Annotated in this window: 15 protein-coding genes; 10 read left to right on the forward strand and 5 right to left on the reverse strand. The window is 40.1% G+C overall.

The window, feature by feature from the left end; all coding sequences use genetic code 11:
• Positions 1 to 56: 56 nt before the first annotated feature.
• Both MLE13_RS09280 and MLE13_RS09285 read left to right on the forward strand, forming a co-directional pair.
• Complete coding sequence (locus MLE13_RS09280; protein WP_240749442.1) at positions 57 to 1,193, forward strand: sensor histidine kinase; 1,137 nt, start codon at positions 57 to 59, stop codon at positions 1,191 to 1,193.
• Entirely contained in the window at positions 1,190 to 1,789 is a 600-nt protein-coding gene (locus MLE13_RS09285) for a response regulator transcription factor (RefSeq protein ID WP_240749443.1), read from the forward strand. Before MLE13_RS09280 ends, MLE13_RS09285 begins: the two co-directional genes overlap by 4 nt.
• A 42-nt stretch (positions 1,790 to 1,831) precedes the next feature.
• Here MLE13_RS09285 and MLE13_RS09290 read toward each other — a convergent pair whose 3' ends face one another.
• Positions 1,832 to 2,194: a DUF2188 domain-containing protein gene (locus tag MLE13_RS09290; protein WP_240749444.1), complete on the reverse strand. Its 363-nt coding sequence runs from the start codon at positions 2,192 to 2,194 to the stop codon at positions 1,832 to 1,834.
• A 113-nt stretch (positions 2,195 to 2,307) separates the two neighbouring features.
• Between MLE13_RS09290 and putP the strand changes: the two genes are divergently transcribed.
• Positions 2,308 to 3,828, forward strand: coding sequence for a sodium/proline symporter PutP (putP, locus tag MLE13_RS09295; protein ID WP_240749445.1), 1,521 nt, complete (start codon positions 2,308 to 2,310; stop codon positions 3,826 to 3,828).
• Positions 3,829 to 3,888: 60 nt separating this feature from the next.
• Here the strand turns inward: putP and MLE13_RS09300 are convergent, their stop codons facing one another.
• Complete coding sequence (locus MLE13_RS09300; protein WP_240749446.1) at positions 3,889 to 5,439, reverse strand: BCCT family transporter; 1,551 nt, start codon at positions 5,437 to 5,439, stop codon at positions 3,889 to 3,891.
• 305 nt (positions 5,440 to 5,744) lie between these two features.
• Between MLE13_RS09300 and MLE13_RS09305 the strand changes: the two genes are divergently transcribed.
• Both MLE13_RS09305 and hflX read left to right on the forward strand, forming a co-directional pair.
• Entirely contained in the window at positions 5,745 to 6,473 is a 729-nt protein-coding gene (locus tag MLE13_RS09305; RefSeq protein ID WP_240749447.1) for a VOC family protein, read from the forward strand.
• A gap of 63 nt (positions 6,474 to 6,536) precedes the next feature.
• Positions 6,537 to 7,808, forward strand: a complete 1,272-nt coding sequence (gene hflX, locus MLE13_RS09310) for a GTPase HflX (RefSeq protein WP_240749448.1) — start codon at positions 6,537 to 6,539, stop codon at positions 7,806 to 7,808.
• 44 nt (positions 7,809 to 7,852) lie between these two features.
• Here the strand turns inward: hflX and MLE13_RS09315 are convergent, their stop codons facing one another.
• On the reverse strand, positions 7,853 to 9,571 hold the full coding sequence (locus MLE13_RS09315) for an ABC transporter ATP-binding protein (protein ID WP_240749449.1): 1,719 nt from the start codon (positions 9,569 to 9,571) through the stop codon (positions 7,853 to 7,855).
• A 169-nt stretch (positions 9,572 to 9,740) separates the two neighbouring features.
• Between MLE13_RS09315 and MLE13_RS09320 the strand changes: the two genes are divergently transcribed.
• From MLE13_RS09320 to MLE13_RS09340, 5 genes are all read left to right on the forward strand, one after another.
• On the forward strand, positions 9,741 to 10,604 hold the full coding sequence (locus MLE13_RS09320) for a DUF6612 family protein (protein ID WP_240749450.1): 864 nt from the start codon (positions 9,741 to 9,743) through the stop codon (positions 10,602 to 10,604).
• Positions 10,605 to 10,874: 270 nt separating this feature from the next.
• Positions 10,875 to 11,825 carry an ABC transporter permease gene (locus tag MLE13_RS09325; RefSeq protein ID WP_240749451.1) on the forward strand — a complete coding sequence of 317 codons (951 nt, stop codon included), beginning with the start codon at positions 10,875 to 10,877 and terminating at the stop codon, positions 11,823 to 11,825.
• Positions 11,818 to 12,768: an iron chelate uptake ABC transporter family permease subunit gene (locus MLE13_RS09330; protein WP_240749452.1), complete on the forward strand. Its 951-nt coding sequence runs from the start codon at positions 11,818 to 11,820 to the stop codon at positions 12,766 to 12,768. Before MLE13_RS09325 ends, MLE13_RS09330 begins: the two co-directional genes overlap by 8 nt.
• Positions 12,765 to 13,526, forward strand: coding sequence for an iron ABC transporter ATP-binding protein (locus MLE13_RS09335; protein ID WP_008498749.1), 762 nt, complete (start codon positions 12,765 to 12,767; stop codon positions 13,524 to 13,526). Before MLE13_RS09330 ends, MLE13_RS09335 begins: the two co-directional genes overlap by 4 nt.
• A 21-nt stretch (positions 13,527 to 13,547) precedes the next feature.
• Positions 13,548 to 14,498: a siderophore ABC transporter substrate-binding protein gene (locus MLE13_RS09340; RefSeq protein WP_240749453.1), complete on the forward strand. Its 951-nt coding sequence runs from the start codon at positions 13,548 to 13,550 to the stop codon at positions 14,496 to 14,498.
• A 54-nt stretch (positions 14,499 to 14,552) separates the two neighbouring features.
• Here MLE13_RS09340 and MLE13_RS09345 read toward each other — a convergent pair whose 3' ends face one another.
• Together MLE13_RS09345 and MLE13_RS09350 are read right to left on the reverse strand one after the other, a co-directional pair.
• Positions 14,553 to 15,848: an ammonium transporter gene (locus MLE13_RS09345; RefSeq protein WP_240749454.1), complete on the reverse strand. Its 1,296-nt coding sequence runs from the start codon at positions 15,846 to 15,848 to the stop codon at positions 14,553 to 14,555.
• A gap of 12 nt (positions 15,849 to 15,860) precedes the next feature.
• Positions 15,861 to 16,202, reverse strand: coding sequence for a P-II family nitrogen regulator (locus MLE13_RS09350; protein WP_008432301.1), 342 nt, complete (start codon positions 16,200 to 16,202; stop codon positions 15,861 to 15,863).
• Positions 16,203 to 16,272 lie beyond the last annotated feature (70 nt).

Consider the following 16,272-nt stretch of genomic DNA (forward strand, 5'->3'; position numbering starts at 1 on the left):
TTTTTCTTTTGTGTATTATTTGCTATGATTGAATAAGTAAGAAAGAGGAGGACCTTATGCAAAGTTGGTATCAAATATTCCCTAAAAATCCATGGTTGAGTCTGTACGCCTGGGTCATCTTTTGTATTTTGCCTTTCTTCTTTATCTTTCGTTCTTCATCGATGACGGATTTTATTTTTGGCATTTTGCTCTTATTAATGTTCTTTATTGCGTATAGATTGTCTTTTAATTCTAGAACTGGCTTTGTGTATGTATGGGTGAGTTTTGAGATGGCCATAAATATCGGAATGATTTTCCTGTTTGGCTATGTGTACCTTTCCATTTTCGTTGCATTTTTCATAGGGAATTTGCGCAATAAAGTAGGCTTTTTCATTATTTATGGTCTCCATATTGGATTAACGATTACGGCCGTGGTATTTGGCTTTTTTGATCATAGTGAGTTGTACCTTTCCCAGTTACCATTTATTGTGTTGAGTGTATTGGGCGTTATTCTCTTGCCATTCAATACGTATAATCGTAATAAGCGTGAAAAGCTCGAAGGTCAGCTAGAAGATGCTAATAAACGAATTTCCCAACTAGTAATCATTGAAGAGCGTGAGCGAATTGCTCGTGACTTACATGATACTTTAGGGCAAAAATTATCATTGATTGGTTTGAAAAGTGATTTAGCTGGAAAACTGATTTATCGCAATCCAGAATCTGCTTTAAATGAAATAAACGATGTGAGACAAACAGCTCGTACAGCATTAAAAGAAGTGCGTGAGCTCGTTTCAAATATGCGTGGTACTAAACTCGATGAAGAACTCTTGCGCGTGCAACAAATTTTAAAAGCTGCTGAAATTGACTTTGTTTTTTACGGTTCAACACAGTTAACGAATACGCCGCTCTTAATGGAAAATGTTGTGAGTATGTGTTTGAAAGAAGCTGTAACAAATGTGGTGAAACACAGTGGTGCATCACGCTGCAGTATATTGATTAAGCAAAATCCTGAAGAACTTCTTGTTCAAGTTCAAGATAACGGTGAGGGATTTCCAGAAGGGAATACTTCCTTACAAGGGAATGGCTTGGCAGGAATGCGTGAACGCTTGGAATTTGTGAACGGGTCGGTAGATATTAAAGTAATGGATGGTACTACCTTAAATATTAGAGTTCCGAATGTAATTCTCTATAGTTCAAAGGGGGATATGAAATGATTCGAATTGTATTGGCAGAAGATCAGCGGATGATGTTGGGGGCTTTAGGCTCATTACTCGATTTAGAAGAAGACTTGGAAGTAGTAGGTAAAGCGGCTAATGGAGAAGAAGTAATCGAGCTTGTCCAAAATCTACAGCCGGATATCTGCATCATGGATATCGAAATGCCGTTAAAAAGTGGATTAGACGCTGCAGAAATTTTAAAAGACCAATCGTGCCAAATTATTATTTTAACCACGTTTGCCCGCTCCGGATATTTTGAGCGCGCTAGAAAAGCTGGGGTCAGTGGGTACTTGTTAAAAGATAGTCCAAGTGAAGATTTGGCTACTTCGATTCGTACAATTATGTCTGGTCGCCGGATTTATGCCCCCGAATTGGTGGATTTGGCTTATGCTGATGAAAACCCATTAACCGATCGAGAAAAGCAAGTAATGGAACTGATTGCCGAAGGTCGAAGCACGAAAGAGATTGCAAAGGAATTATTTATTACAACGGGTACAGTGAGAAACTACATTTCAACCATTTTGGATAAACTTGAAGTTGGAAATCGAATTGAAGCCATCTCTCGGTTTAAAGAAAAAGGCTGGTTTAAATAAAATGTCGCTGTCGACTGACAGCGGCATTTTACTGTTTTTTACTCATTCATAAAGTGTATCTGACAAAGAGCCGTCTTCCGTATAAATGTGAAGTTCACCATGGTTTTTGTTGACGTAACGCTTGGCTTCTCCCATAAGACTTTCTTTCGTTTCTTCGATTAAAATGGCCTTTTTACTATCCTTTTTCTTTAACTGCCATCCTTCATCGTGTTTTTTTATTTCGTAGACTGGCCGGTCCTCATCATTGTTTTCAGTTTTTTTGGCTTGTTCTAAAGCAATCGGGATCGCACGGCCTTCTTCATAGCCATCGCGAAGCAATGCATTAGCAATCTCAATGGCTTTATTACGGACATCAGCGGTAAGGTTTTTAAACGAATCTGGGTAGTCTTTTTGGTTCCATGGCATCAAAAATCGCCTCCTTATCGCTTTACTTCCCACTTTTATTTATACTAAAACCGCAAAAGGGGACTTTTCAAATATGTCAATAATGTTACACTGTTAAGTAAGGAGGGGATAAAATGACAGATACAACGTATCAAATCATTGCTTTAACCGTTTACCTAGGTGCAATGCTTTATATTGGCTGGTACGCTTATCGCAAAACAGCCAACTTATCTGACTATATGCTTGGTGGTAGGGGGCTTGGACCAGCAGTAGCCGCACTAAGTGCAGGAGCATCAGATATGTCCGGATGGCTCTTACTAGGTTTACCGGGTGCGATTTACCTTGGAGGATTAGTTGAGGTATGGATTGCAATCGGATTAACAATTGGTGCCTTTTTAAACTGGTTCTTTGTAGCACCACGTTTACGAATTTACTCATTTATTACTAGTGACTCGATTACGATCCCGAGTTTCTTGGAAAACCGCTTGAAAGACAAATCGCGGTTATTAAGAATTGTTTCGGGTATTATCATCTTAATCTTTTTCACATTTTATGTTTCATCCGGTATGGTGGCTTCTGGATTGTTCTTCCAAAGCTCGTTCGGCATGGATTACCATCTAGGACTTGTCTTGGGCTCGATCGTTGTCGTAGCTTATACTTTGTTCGGTGGATTCCTAGCCGTTAGTTATACGGATTTTGTTCAAGGAGTTATGATGGTACTCGCTTTAATCGCAGTGCCAATCGTAGGGATTTTCGCGACAGGTGGATTTGGCGAAACCGCTGCAAGTATTCGAGAAGTAGATCCGAACATGTTGAGCTTAATTTCAGGAGCTTCTACAATCGGCGTTATTTCAGCCGCTGCTTGGGGACTTGGTTACTTTGGCCAACCTCATATCATTGTTCGCTTTATGGCGATTAAAACCTTGAGAGAAGTTCGTATTGCTCGTCGTATTGGGATGAGCTGGATGATTTTCAGTCTTATTGGAGCTACTGCAACTGCGCTTATCGGTATTGCTTATTTCCAGCAAAATCCTTCAGCGACGTTAGTGGATCCAGAATCAGTGTTTCTTGATTTGAGTCAAATTTTGTTCCATCCATTAGTTGCAGGATTTGTACTGGCAGCTGTTTTAGCAGCTGTAATGAGTACAATTTCTTCTCAGCTTTTAGTAAGTTCTTCAGCGCTTATTGAGGATTTATACAAAATTGCCTTCAAAAAAGAAGCATCTGCTAAAGGTTACGTAACACTTGGTCGAGTAGCTGTAGCATTGATTGCTGTTATTGCAGCTTACTTAGCATGGGAACAAAATAACACCATCTTAGGCTTGGTTGCTTATGCATGGGCTGGATTTGGTGCTGCATTTGGGCCGATTATTCTATTGTCACTGTTCTGGCGTAAGCTGACTTCAAAAGGCGCATTAGCCGGAATGATCGTCGGTGCTGTTACAGTTATCGTTTGGGATTCTATGGGCACAGCTGCAGAGGATCCTGGCGCAACGGAACTAACGAATTTCATGGGCAGTGTCTATGAAATCATTCCAGGCTTCTTCCTATGTCTTCTTGTTACTTGGCTTGTGAGTCTTGTTACTTACAAACGCGATGAAGAGATCGAGAAAGAATTTGATGAAACAGTTCGTTTGATCAACGAAGATAAATAATAAGACCATCAAAAAGGCGTACAGCTCTTTCCGCGAGGAAGTGCTGTACGCCTTTTTAAATTATTTATTGCGTTGCTTTTTCATTTCTTGGTCCAAGCGTTTAAATCGCTGCAATTCAGACTCCCGAATAGGAGGTGATTCTTTACGAATGATTTTAGTGAAAGACCAAAGCATTAACACTAGCAGCACAGTAAATGGTAAGGCGGATATGAGTGATGCTGTTTGTAAAGCTTGCAATCCGCCCGCATACAAGAGAACTGCGGCAATCGCGGACATTAACACACCCCAAACAATCTTAAAGGCTGTTGGTGGATTCAAGCTACCAAAGCTCGTCATCGATGCCAGAATATAAGTTGCTGAGTCAGCCGAAGTCACTAAGAAAGTGAAAATCAACAAGATAGCAAGAATCGACATGATCGTCGTCAATGGTAAAACGCCGAAAGTTTGGAACAAAGCAGATGTTAAATCATTATTAACGGCTTCTGCAATGCCTGCCCCTTGGTTTAAATCATACCAAAGTGATGTGCCCCCAAAGACGGCGATCCAAAGACAAGCGATAGCAGGCGGAATAACTAGTACACCCATAACAAACTCACGGATTGTCCGGCCTCTAGATACACGGGCTACAAATGCGCCTACAAATGGAGACCAAGCGATTGCCCATGCCCAATAGAAAATTGTCCATCCTTGCACCCACTGTCCATTTGCATAAGGTTCTAGTCGTAAACTATAAGGCACAAAGTTTGTAATGTAATCCCCAAGTGCTAATGTGAAAGTTTCCATGATGAAAACAGTCGGTCCTGCAATGAAAACGAAAACCATTAAAATTAATGCCAGTCCAAGATTTAAGTTACTTAAGTAGGCAATTCCTTTTTTTAGTCCCGTAGAAGACGATAAGGTATAAGCCGCAAACATTACCGCAATAATGCCTAATTGAACCGGGAAGGCATTATCAATACCGAATACAGCATTGAGTCCACCGTTCATTTGCAGTACTCCTAATCCGAGAGAGGTAGCAATTCCCATTACGGTAGCAATGACGGCTAGAGAGTCGATGGAGTTTTTAACTAAAGGCCGATTTCCTAATACTGGCTCAAGAGCTGTAGAAACCAACCCTGGTTTCTTTTTGCGGAATTGCAAAAAACCGATGACCAGTCCAACAATCGCGAATACCGACCATTGACTGACACCCCAATGGAAAAATGAGTAACCCATAGCAATTCTCGCCGCTTCTGGTGTTAGTGCTTCATTGCCCATAGGGGAAGTGAAGAAATGGCTCATTGGTTCAGCTACTCCCCAAAATACGAGGCCGGCCCCAAATCCAGCTGAAAACAGCATGCCAATCCAAGTAAAGAAAGGAAATTCTGGACGGTCGTCATCAGTGCCAAGTCGAATACGTCCGAATTTGGATAATGCAATTACTATAAGAAAAAGTGTAATAATAAAGACAGCAAGTAAGTAAAACCAGCCGAAATTCAAGGTAGTAAAACTAAATAACCGCCCTGCTACTTCTCCAAATTTCACCGGTGTAACCGCACCTAAAATAACAAGAATGAGAATGACTGCAGCGGATACTATAAATACAGGGTTTTTCAATAATTCTTTATTCATGGTAACCTCCTCAATTTTTTTCTATACTTTAGCCTATCGAAAATAAGGGGAGAAAACCACCGTTTTAGTGTAAAAACATAAGGAATACTAAAAAACTTACTGAACTGAGTTGATAATTTTTAATCAGTGGTTTTCTGAAAAAAGGTGTTTTGCCAAGGTGTAACTAATGTGTTTTCGGGGATAGTAGTGCAAGTAGTATAAGTTATATAACCATTCCCTCAGAAGCTTCTTTTAAACGCTTAAAGGAGACTGGGGACAGGATGGCGAACGATATAACTTAAGACGAAAATCGAGTGAGGTGCTATATGGAATTAGATCACATTGTTCATTTTGTACAGAAAAATCCAAAGGAAACTGTAACCGATTGGCAAGCGCAGGGTTTACCTGCGTCTCTAGGAGGTCAACATATCAATTGGGGAACACAAAATGTATTGTTGTATTTAAAAGATTGTTATATCGAGTGGTTGTCGGTAGAAAAACAAGAAATTGCAACAGAAGCCGAACATCCGTTAACACGCTTGTTACTGCACGACCAAATAGGATTTGGAACAATTTGTGTGAGAACTCAAAATATCATGGAGTTAAACCGAGACTTGCAAGAACGTGGGATTGAAACTACTGGCGTTTTAGACGCTGAACGTCGCACAGAAGATGGGGAGTTAATCAAGTGGAAGATGCTATTTGTTAACGAATCTGTATCTATGAAATTGCCGACACCATTTTTTATCGAATGGCAGGAAACGGATGAACAACGCTACAAAAAGCTGAGAGATAAAGGGGTTGTTCAAGCGACTAATGAAGCTCTAACAATCGATCGCTGCGTTTTTGGTGTTTGGAATCCAAAGGAAGTTGAACATACATGGCGCAAAATTTTAGGTGGCAGTCTGAAGCTAACTAATTGTCGCATTGAATTCAGAAAAACAACTGAGACACAAGAACGTCTAGAAGAAGTCTACTTTACAAATGGTACAAACAAGCTCGAATTTGAACAAGGTCTTTATTGGTTGCCCCCTCTATCATTAGGTGGAAGATAAACTATGTTAAAATGGATAGATTGAATGGGAATTTTCTTTTCCTGAAATAGGAGGACAAGATAAATGGATGAATTACAAGAAAAAGCAGTCATAGTGGGTGTCCAACTTCAAAAAGATCTTCATTTTTCCTATGGAATGGAAGAATTGCGTAATTTAGCAGAGGCATGCAATGTGGAGGTTGCCGGAGAAGTTACACAAAACTTGGAACGGATTAACCCTTCGCATTATGTCGGGAGCGGGAAAGTAGAAGAGATAAAAGCTTTCTATGAAGAAGCCGATGCCAATCTAGTGATTTTCAATGATGAGTTGTCTCCTTCGCAAATTCGGAATTTGGAAGAAGATTTAGAATGTAAAGTTATAGACCGCACCATGCTAATTTTAGATATTTTTTCGCGGCGTGCAAAAACACGTGAAGCACAAGTGCAAGTAGAGTTGGCGCAGCTTCAATATATGTTGCCACGTTTAATCGGACTAAGAGCTTCGCTTGGACGTCAAGGAGGTAGTAGTAGCGGTGGTGTTGCTAACCGTGGAGCCGGTGAGACGAAGCTGGAGCTAGATCGTCGTAAAATTGAAGAACAGATCTCAAAGCTTCATAAAGAACTAGAACACATTAAAGATCAGCGCATCACACAGCGCAAACAACGTACTAAAAAAGGAATGCCGGTCGTATCATTAGTTGGTTATACGAATGCAGGGAAATCGACGGTGATGAATGGCTTATTAACTAAGACAGGGCAAAATGAGGAAAAACAAGTATTTGAAAAAGATATGTTGTTCGCTACGTTGGAAACATCTGTCCGCCAAATTCGATTAGAAGACAATAAAAGCTTTTTGCTGACAGATACAGTAGGTTTTGTCAGTAAATTGCCTCACCACCTTGTAAAAGCGTTCCGTTCTACTTTAGAAGAAGCACGAAATGCAGATTTACTCCTTCATGTCGTTGACGTTTCCAACGAGGAACATCGTTATATGATGGATGTGACGAATCTTACCTTGCATGCGGTTGGGGTAGAAAATGTTCCAACTTTGTATGTTTTTAATAAATCGGACTTAGCAGGAGTACGCTATCCAGCGATGAATGGTGATGGTATATGGATTGCGGCAAAAGAAGGTGCAGGTCTTGATGAATTATTAGAAGTCATCAAAAAGCAAATTTTCTCAGATTACGTGACGTGTAGAATGATCGTTCCATTTAGTCGTGGAGACATTGTTGCATACCTTAACGAACATGCGAGCATTCATGAAACCGAATACGAAGAAAACGGCACTTTGCTTAAAGTAGAACTGAGTCGTGCAGATTACGACCGCTATGAGCAGTTTGTTGTCGGGAGCTAAAATGTAAAAAAGGTGCATCTCATCAAATGAGATGCACCTTTTTTCTATTGTTCAAACTGGATGCGGTGGAGGTTCGCAAAAACACCATCCGTTTGGAGTAACTCACCATATCCGCCTTGTTCGGCAATGCCGTCTTCAGTAACCACGACAACACGATCAGCATCCCGTATAGTGGCGAGACGATGGGCGATAATAAGTGTTGTGCGATTTTCCGCTAATTCCGCTAAAGCTTCTTGAATAACACGCTCGGTTTGCGTATCAAGTGCAGATGTCGCTTCATCTAAAATTAAAATAGGCGGATTTTTTAAGAACATCCGTGCAATTGCTAAACGTTGTTTTTGACCACCAGATAGTTTTAATCCGCGTTCTCCAATTTGTGTATCGTACCCTTGTGGCAGTTTCTGAACAAAATCTTCTAAATGTGCCTTTTTCGCAGCTGCTAAAATTTCTTCGTCGCTTGCATATCTTTTTCCGTAAGCGATATTCTCGCGTATAGTTCCTGTAAACAAAAAGACATCTTGTTGAACAATGCCAATTTGTGAACGTAATGAATGCTTTGTCATATTTCGAATATCCATGCCATCAATCGAGATGGTACCTTGTTGGATATCGTAGAAACGTGGAATCAACGAACAAATGGTCGTTTTCCCAGCGCCAGAAGGACCAACAAATGCGACGGTTTCGCCAGCACGTAATTCTAAATCAATTCCTGATAACACCGTTTTACTATCATCGTAACCAAAATAAACATTATCAAATTTGATATCTCCGTTTAATGTCTCTACGGTTACAGCGTCTTTCTGATCATTGATATCAGGGGCTAGTTCAATTAAATCACGAAAACGACTGAAACCAGCCATGCCTTTCGGATAAAGTTCAAGTAATGCACTGATTTTATCAATTGGTTTGATCAAGACATTTAGAAAAAGAACAAAACTGACAAGTTCACCGTAAGATAATTGACCTTGAAAGTTGAGCCATGCGCCATAAACTAAGACGACTAAAGTCAAAAGACGAGTCATCATATAAATACTAGAATGTGTCGCAGCCATCACTTTATAGGCGACCATCTTCGCAAGACGGAAATGGTCGTTATCCTTTTTAAAGCGTTCGATTTCAAATTCTTCATTTGTAAAAGATTGCACTACTCGTGCTCCGGATACACTGTCCTCAACACGACTGTTAACGTCAGCAATTTTCCCGTACATATTGCTCCAAGCCTGGTTCATCTTAATGTTACAAAATGTAATCAACCAAATAAGAAACGGAATGACAATTAATGTGACCAGTGCTAATTTCGGGTTGATCCAAAACATAATGCCGAAAGCTCCGAAGAACGTCATGATGGCAATAAAGAAATCTTCTGGTCCGTGATGAGCAAGTTCACCAATATCAAATAAATCATTAGTGACGCGACTCATAATATGGCCAGTTTTGATATTGTCAAAAAAGCGGAAAGATTGACGCTGGACATGAGTAAATAATTCTTCCCTCATATCGGTTTCAATATTAATCCCTAACTTGTGACCAAGATAGCTGACAATATACTGTAAAAATGTACTTAAAAGAAATATGATGAGCAGTAAGAAACTGACGGTAGTAATGGTATTCCAATTTCCGCTTGGCAATAAATCGTCGATAAACCATTGAACAGCAACTGGAAATGCTAATTCAAGAATAGCTACAAAAACAGCACTGGAAAAGTCGATGATAAATAGCCGTTTATGCGGCTTATAATAGTTGAAAAACTGTTTTAATCTCATAACTTTCACCTCGTTTTATACTCGCAATGAAAAGTATAATCGAAGTTACTGAAATAAACGACTAGAATCGGGTAAACAAAGAATATGAAACGATTTCTAGTGCGGTCCGTATATATAGAGAAGCAACTCAAAAAGGAAATTTAATACGAGTAAAAGGAGGATTATTATTATGAAGAAATGGTTACTGTTTATGAGTGCAGCCACTTTAACGATTGGACTTTCAGCTTGTGGTGAAACAGCGGAACCGGCATCTGGTGATGAGTCGGAAAAAGGGGAAGACAGTGATTTGACAGTTCAAGAACTGTATACAAAATCAGTAAAAGCATCTGAAGCTATTACGAGCTTGCACGCTGATATACTAACCGATCAAGTAATAGAGATGCAGCCAGATGGCATGGTGATGAATATGAAAATGGATTCAGCGATGGATATGGTAACTGACCCGCTAGCATTCCATCAAACGGCAGAAGCAACTATCGTCTCAGAGGATATTGATAACACTAACCCGATGAATATGGAAATGTACTTCACGGATCAAGGCATGTATATGTATGAAAACACAATGGCAATGTGGTTGAAAATGCCGGATGAAAGTATTACAGGTTTAAAAGAGCTGGCTAATCAGCAAACTGCTGACCCCGCGCAGCAATTAGAAGAATTAAGTGAGTTTCAAGATGATTTTACTTTTGAGCAAACTGCCGATGAGTATATTTTGACACTTGATGCTTCTGGAGAGAAATTTCAAAAATTGATGGATCAGCAGCTAGACAAAACCTTAGGTCAAATGGAAATCGAAGCTCAAATGACGCTTGAAGATATGACCATTCATTCGGTAAACTACACAATCCATATTGATAAAGAAACCTTCTTAACAAATACAATGAATATGACAATGGATATGGATATGAATATTGAAGGAGACGTCATGAACATTAAATCAGATGTGCAAGCTGAATACAGCAAGTACAATGAAATTGATGCCATTACCATCCCGGATGAAGTACTAGAAGAAGCACTAGAAATGAATGGTTGAAGATGACTAGATGCTTAAAAGTAGACCTGAAAATAAAACAGAACGAAGAAAGTTTGAGAGCCTACCAATTTGGTAGGCTCTCTTTTTTCTAGTGATAACAATGTTATAAATTTGATGAATTAGTACGAATTTATATCTAAATGAAAATTATTCTCATTTAATGATTGACGGACTTTTAGTGGATGCTATACTGAAATAGGTAAGTCGGTGATAATGATTATCACTATCAACTAATCAATAGTCGTTATTGGAGACAGATGAGGGGCAGCTATGAAAAAACGCTATTTAATACCAATATTAATCATACTGTCGATCATTTCCTTGTTTGTCGGAGTGAGCAGTATCAGCATAGTTGATTTATTTGACTTCCAATCGGAAGAGACGCAAATATTCCTAATCAGCCGTCTGCCAAGGCTGGTTGCGATTTTGCTGGCGGGTGCAGGAATGAGTATGGCAGGACTCATTATGCAGCAGTTAAGTCGCAATAAATTCGTGTCTCCGACAACAGCAGGTACATTAGATGCTACTCGGCTTGGTATTCTCGTATCCATGCTTTTGTTCGCAAATGCGTCGATGCTAGAAAAAATGACAGTAGCTTTTGCTTTTGCACTTGCTGGAACATTTCTTTTCATGCAAATTCTTAATCGCATCAAATTTAAAGATGCGATATTTATTCCTTTAGTTGGGTTGATGTTTGGGAACATCTTGTCATCCATTACAACATTTTTCGCTTATCGAGCAGATGTTATTCAAAACATGTCTGCTTGGTTACAAGGTGACTTTTCCATGGTTATGAAAGGAAGTTATGAACTTCTCTACATCAGTGTGCCGGTATTTGTAATCGCCTATCTTTATGCTAACCGATTTACGGTAGCTGGAATGGGCGAAGATTTCTCAAAGAATTTGGGAATGAAATATCGCAGTGTTGTAAACATCGGATTGACACTCGTAGCCTTGATTACGGCGACAGTTGTTTTGACGGTAGGGGTTATCCCGTTTCTTGGATTGATTATCCCGAACATCGTCTCGATCTTTAAAGGAGATCATCTTCAAAAAACATTGCCCCATACGGCAATGGTTGGCGCTATTTTCTTATTAGTGTGCGATATTTTGGGAAGAGTACTAATTTACCCGTACGAAATCTCCATTAGCTTGATGGTGGGCGTGATCGGAAGCTTTATTTTCCTCTTCTTGTTGTTTAGGAGGAAAGTATATGCGTGATTTACATAAAATGTTCATACTAATTGGCTTGGCTTTAGCAGCTTGTGGAGTGTACTTGTTTCAAGATTTAAACGGGAGTTTTGATTATGCCCTGCCGAGACGCGGCGTGAAAGTTTTTGCGATGGTGTTAACGGGTGTAGCCATTGCGTATGCAACAGTGGTTTTTCAAACCATTACCCATAACCGGATATTAACACCGAGTATTATGGGCTTGGATTCACTTTATATGTTGCTTCAAACTTTGTTGGTCTTTTTCTTAGGATCAAGTCACGTGACGATTGTGAACAAGCAAGTGAACTTCATGTTGTCGATTACCGTCATGGTTGTTTTCGCGTTGTTATTTTATCGCTTGCTGTTTAAAAAGAATGATCGTCCGATTTACTTTCTGTTATTGGTTGGTATCATTTGTGGAACTTTCTTCGGAAGCATTACGACTTTCCTGCAAGTGCTCATCGATCCGAACGAATTTTCAATTATTCAAGACCGAATGTTTGCGAGCTTTAACAACGTCAACGCCGATTTGGTTTGGACGTCGCTCGTCATCATCACCTTATTAATCGCTTTTGCTTGGAAGCAAAATGCCTCTTTAGATGTTTTGACGCTAGGTCGTGATACAGCCATTAATCTAGGGGTCAATTATGATGCATTAGTTAAACAAATGCTTGTGTTATCAGCCGTTTTAATCGCGATTGCGACTGCGCTTGTTGGACCCATTACCTTTTTTGGATTAATCGTTGCAAATTTAGCATATCAATTCTTTAGTTCATATAAGCATTCGGTTTTACTGACAGGTTCTATTGTGATCAGTGTCGTTGCGCTAATTGGCGGCCAATGGGTAGTAGAGCGGATTTTCACTTTCAATACGACATTGAGTGTCATCATCAATTTCATCGGTGGAATTTACTTTATCTATCTACTATTAAAGGAGAGTCGATCTAAATGATCCAAGTTCGTGAATTGACAAAGCTATATGGAAAAAAACAAGTTGTGGAAAATGTCTCAGTTGATATCCAACGCGGTCAAATTACGTCATTCATCGGACCAAACGGTGCGGGTAAGTCTACATTGCTGTCGATGGTCAGCCGTTTGTTAGATGCAGATACCGGGGAAGTGCTTATTGATTCAACCAATACCAAAAAGTTGAAATCCAATGAGTTCTCAAAACGCGTATCGATATTAAAGCAATCTAACTACATGAACGTCCGCTTGACGATTCGTGAGCTTGTTTCGTTTGGTCGCTTTCCTTATTCGAAAGGTCGCCTAAATGACGAAGACGAGAAAATGGTCGATCAGTCAATTGATTATATGGATTTAAAGGAAATGGAAAACGCCTATCTTGATGAATTATCGGGTGGGCAACGCCAACGTGCATTTATCGCCATGGTGATTGCACAAGACACCGATTATATCTTGTTAGATGAACCGTTAAATAATTTGGATATGAAACATTCTGTTCAAATTATGAAAATCTTGCGCCGCTTAGTCGATGACCTTGGCAAAACAGTAGTCATTGTTTTGCATGATATTAACTTTGCTTCTGTATATTCGGATCGCATCGTGGCATTGAAAAATGGTCGCGTCGTAAAAGACGGACCAACCGAAGAGATTATTCAAAGTGCTGCATTAAAAGAAATTTATGATATGGATATTCCAATTCAACAAATGAATAATTGTAGGATTTGTGTGTATTTTAATTCTTAAAAAAGAGGAGCTCGAAACAATATGAAAAAATGGTTATTGATCGCATTTACGTTAATGATGATAGCGGTTTTAGCTGCTTGTGGGTCAACAGAAGAAACCAAAGAATCCGATACAGCAAATGCAGACAGAGAAGAAATGACAGTAACACACGAACTAGGAGAAACAACTTTTACCAAGAATCCAGAAAAAGTAGTGGTTTTTGATTATGGTGTTCTTGATTCACTAGATAAATTAGGCGTTGAAGCGGTTGCTGGAGTGCCTCAAGAATCTTTACCAGCTTACTTAGAAAAATACGAGGATGCGGAAAAATATGAGAATGTTGGGACATTAAAAGAAGCTGATTTTGAAGCAATCCATGCAATGGACCCAGATTTGATTATTATTTCTGGACGTCAAGCAGATATGTACGAAGAGTTTACTGAAATTGCACCTACGATTTATATGGCTGTAGACACAGAGAATTACATGGAGTCATTTGAAGAAAATATGACAACGCTTGGTGAGGTTTTTGGGGAAGAAGATCAAGTGGGTGAAGAACTTGCAACGATAGATGCACAAATTGAAGGATTGAAAGCGATGGTAAGCGAGTCGGATGAAAAAGCATTAATTACGCTTGCAAATGAAGGGAAAGTAAGTGCGTACGGTGCAGCTTCGCGTTTTGGTTTGATCCATGATGTATTTGGTGTAAAACAAGCGGATGAAGGCATTGAAGCCTCTACTCACGGACAAAGCATTTCATATGAATATATTTTGGAAACGAATCCAGACATGATGTTTGTGGTTGACCGCAATGCGGTAGTAGGCAATGGGACAAACGCAGCTGAATCGCTTGAAAATGAATTGGTTCAAAAAACAAACGCTTATAAAAACGATAAAATTATCTACTTAGATCCAGATTACTGGTACCTATCAGGTGGCGGATTGCAGTCTGTCGCTCAAATGGTAACGGATGTCCAATCTGCGTTTGAATAAAAATCACAAAAAAGAAGTTCCTGATTTAGTTCAGGAACTTCTTTTTTTGCTGTATTAAGAGATTGATTTTTTAGGAGAAGGAGTAGGTACTTCGCCGAGTTGATTCAATCGGTGCGCAAATGAATTGCTATGTCCAGCAGGTGAACCGTGCAAAACATCTTGCATTGAGTAAGCTTGTGACCCGTGTTCTGAAAAGTCCAATCCAGCTTCTTCATGTTCCGCAGTAACTCGAAGAGGAACGACGCTGCCAATAGCCAATAGCACCAATCCAGTTGATATAGAAGCCCATGCAATAACAGCGAACACCCCGACAGCTTGAATGCCAAGAACTTCAGCGCCGCCTCCGTAAAGTAATCCACCAGTCGTATCAAATAACCCGATGGCAAGTGTTCCCCAAATACCGGCAATACCGTGAACCGAAATAGCGCCGACTGGATCATCAATGCGAATTTTTGAATCGAGTAAACGAATTGCTTCCGTCATGATAACGCCTGCCAGTAAACCGATAGCAATTGCTCCGATAAAAGAGACATTCGCTGCGCCTGCGGTAATACCGACGAGACCAGCAAGTGCACCATTCATAGTTAAAGAAGCATCAATACGACCATAACGCAGTCGTGTGTATCCGGCAGTAGCAATAACACCGGAAGAAGCTGCCAATAATGTGTTGGCAATGACGATTGGTACTAAAGTGGGGTCAGCTGCAAGCGTACTGCCTCCGTTAAAACCAAACCATCCTAGCCAAAGGATGAAAACACCTAACGCGCCTAGAGGTAAACTATGACCTGGAATTGTGTTGATGGATTTCCCGCTATATTTGCCAAGGCGAGGACCGATTTTCCAAGCGGCAATAAATGCGGCTACTCCCCCTGTTAAATGGACAACCGTTGATCCAGCAAAATCAATAAAGCCGATTTGTGCCAACCAGCCGCCACCCCACACCCAATGTCCGACAACCGGGTAAATGATTGCGGTCATGGCGATAGTCAACAGGATGTATGCGGATAAGTTCATCCGTTCCGCCACAGCCCCTGAAATGATAGTTGCGCAAGTAGCGGCAAAAACTGCCTGGAAGACAAAGAAACCAATGTCTTCAACCCCGGATAATGCAAATCCTTGGGTACCGATTAGTCCAAAAGAAGATGGACCAAACATAAGAGCATATCCAACAATGAAATAAAGAATCGAACCAAGTGAAACGGTAATGATGTTTTTCATTAAAATATTTAACGTGTTTTTAGAACGTGTAAATCCTGACTCCACCATAGCGAATCCTGCATGCATGAAAAATACCAACATAGCCCCGAGCATCACCCATATCATATCTACTGAACTTTGAACTGCTTCCATCCAATCTCCTCCTTATCCAATCGCGACTGTGCCGCGTTCTTTTGTTCTAATTCTGATTGCTTCTTCAACCGGGTAAATGAAAATTTTGCCATCCCCGACTTGGCCAGTTGATGCGTAGTCGAGTAAAGCTTGGATGATGTCTTCGACTTTGTTGTCATCCACTACCATTTCTAACTTAAGCTTCGGAGAAAATTCCATCGTATAAGCATTACCGCGGAACAAGCCAACCCGACCTTCTTGCTTTCCGATTCCTGCAATTTCCGTTACACTCAATCCGTCTATTCCTTCAAGTGCCAAAGCTTGGCGTACATCTCCAAAAACGGAAGGGCGAATAATCGTTTCAATCTTTTTCATGGTTTTCTCTCCTTCATGTTAGGTTTGTTAACATAATAGTTTATATTTTCTGACAAAGCAAGTGTTTTTT

The sequence above is a fragment of the Planococcus halocryophilus genome (assembly GCF_022489025.1).
GTDB lineage: Bacteria > Bacillota > Bacilli > Bacillales_A > Planococcaceae > Planococcus > Planococcus halocryophilus_A.

Bases quoted from the DNA above. Each gene is read 5' to 3' on its own strand.
- MLE13_RS09330 (WP_240749452.1), top strand. From the start codon at position 11,818: ATGCGTGATTTACATAAAATGTTCATACTAATTGGCTTGGCTTTAGCA.
- MLE13_RS09290 (WP_240749444.1), bottom strand. From the start codon at position 2,194: ATGCCATGGAACCAAAAAGACTACCCAGATTCGTTTAAAAACCTTACC.
- MLE13_RS09285 (WP_240749443.1), top strand. From the start codon at position 1,190: ATGATTCGAATTGTATTGGCAGAAGATCAGCGGATGATGTTGGGGGCT.
- MLE13_RS09325 (WP_240749451.1), top strand. From the start codon at position 10,875: ATGAAAAAACGCTATTTAATACCAATATTAATCATACTGTCGATCATT.
- MLE13_RS09315 (WP_240749449.1), bottom strand. From the start codon at position 9,571: ATGAGATTAAAACAGTTTTTCAACTATTATAAGCCGCATAAACGGCTA.
- hflX (WP_240749448.1), top strand. From the start codon at position 6,537: ATGGATGAATTACAAGAAAAAGCAGTCATAGTGGGTGTCCAACTTCAA.
- putP (WP_240749445.1), top strand. From the start codon at position 2,308: ATGACAGATACAACGTATCAAATCATTGCTTTAACCGTTTACCTAGGT.
- MLE13_RS09340 (WP_240749453.1), top strand. From the start codon at position 13,548: ATGAAAAAATGGTTATTGATCGCATTTACGTTAATGATGATAGCGGTT.
- MLE13_RS09320 (WP_240749450.1), top strand. From the start codon at position 9,741: ATGAAGAAATGGTTACTGTTTATGAGTGCAGCCACTTTAACGATTGGA.
- MLE13_RS09350 (WP_008432301.1), bottom strand. From the start codon at position 16,202: ATGAAAAAGATTGAAACGATTATTCGCCCTTCCGTTTTTGGAGATGTA.
- MLE13_RS09300 (WP_240749446.1), bottom strand. From the start codon at position 5,439: ATGAATAAAGAATTATTGAAAAACCCTGTATTTATAGTATCCGCTGCA.
- MLE13_RS09280 (WP_240749442.1), top strand. From the start codon at position 57: ATGCAAAGTTGGTATCAAATATTCCCTAAAAATCCATGGTTGAGTCTG.
- MLE13_RS09335 (WP_008498749.1), top strand. From the start codon at position 12,765: ATGATCCAAGTTCGTGAATTGACAAAGCTATATGGAAAAAAACAAGTT.
- MLE13_RS09305 (WP_240749447.1), top strand. From the start codon at position 5,745: ATGGAATTAGATCACATTGTTCATTTTGTACAGAAAAATCCAAAGGAA.
- MLE13_RS09345 (WP_240749454.1), bottom strand. From the start codon at position 15,848: ATGGAAGCAGTTCAAAGTTCAGTAGATATGATATGGGTGATGCTCGGG.